This window comes from Segatella asaccharophila (assembly GCF_054687055.1).
Genome location: NZ_BAACAN010000056.1, coordinates 1 through 1,032 on the forward strand (window position 1 = coordinate 1; position 1,032 = coordinate 1,032).

General features: G+C 42.7%; 1 protein-coding gene. It reads right to left on the minus strand.

Features of this window, described 5'->3' with window-relative positions; genetic code table 11:
• Positions 1 to 16: 16 nt before the first annotated feature.
• Positions 17 to 997, minus strand: coding sequence for an IS982 family transposase (locus tag ACYRYG_RS13275; RefSeq protein WP_293442287.1), 981 nt, complete (start codon positions 995 to 997; stop codon positions 17 to 19).
• Positions 998 to 1,032: the final 35 nt, after the last annotated feature.

The window sequence follows — 1,032 nt, forward strand, 5'->3', positions numbered from 1 at the left end:
ATACCCGTTGGCGGAATTAATTTAGAGCATACTTGATTTTCCCAATGGGCTTCCCGTTGACATAATTGATGTATTGAAGGAAAGTCTGTGCACTGATTTTTCCGATGATTCTTGTAAACAATCCATCTGTTTCCTTGGCATAGTTCCTTATAATCATAAACTGGTCTGTAAGTTGCGAAAATATAGTTTCGATTCGTTTTCTGGCCTTGGCAAACGGAACAAATATCGGTTTTCTGTCCTTCTGGTTTTTGCGATAGGGACATTCCAGCCTGATGTGTGCCGTCTCGAAGAGGTCAAGCTGTATATCTGCAGAAAGATACCCCTTGTCACCTATAATATTACAATCGTGATAGACCTGTCTGACATCCTGGAGATAGTTGATGTCATGGACGCTGGCTTTCGAAAGGTCGTAGGAGTGAATAACACCGCTCAGTCCACACAAGGCATGGAGCTTGTATCCATAATAATAAACTTTCTGAGAGGCACAGTAGCCGAAGTCAGGAGCTTTTTCAAAGCTGGTCCTTCCCATTTTACAGCGTCTGCCACGTGCCGGCCGACAAACTTCAACAGGCCTGGAGTCTATACAGAAATAATCCTCTCCTCCATCTATTCTGCCGGCTATCAGTTTGCGGATTTCCTCACACAGACTGCCGGTTGTCTTCCTTCGGTCATTGAACTGACGACGGGAGATCAAATTCGGTATTTCTGACTTGCAGTCCTTCAGTTTATGGGAAAAAAGCCAGCTCTCACTGTCTATTCCTTCCGATTCTGCCGCAAGGCTCAGAGCAATAACTTCCAGATCTGAGAATCGGGGTAACGGTCCCGGACGGCGGATATTTCCTCTCTCATTTACAAGATTTCCTGAGAATTGTTTGCATATCTCGAGAAATTTGACGAACTTTACATACAGGTTGCACATACAATGATTAAATAGCTTAAAGATTTTTGAACACTCTAAGTTACTAAAAATCAGCGATATGTGCAACTTTTTAGACATGTTTATTCTTGAAATTTAATTCCGCCAACGGGTAA

What these genes read in the sequence shown, in the direction of transcription:
- ACYRYG_RS13275 (WP_293442287.1), bottom strand. Translation starts at nt 997, where the DNA reads ATGTCTAAAAAGTTGCACATATCGCTGATTTTTAGTAACTTAGAGTGT.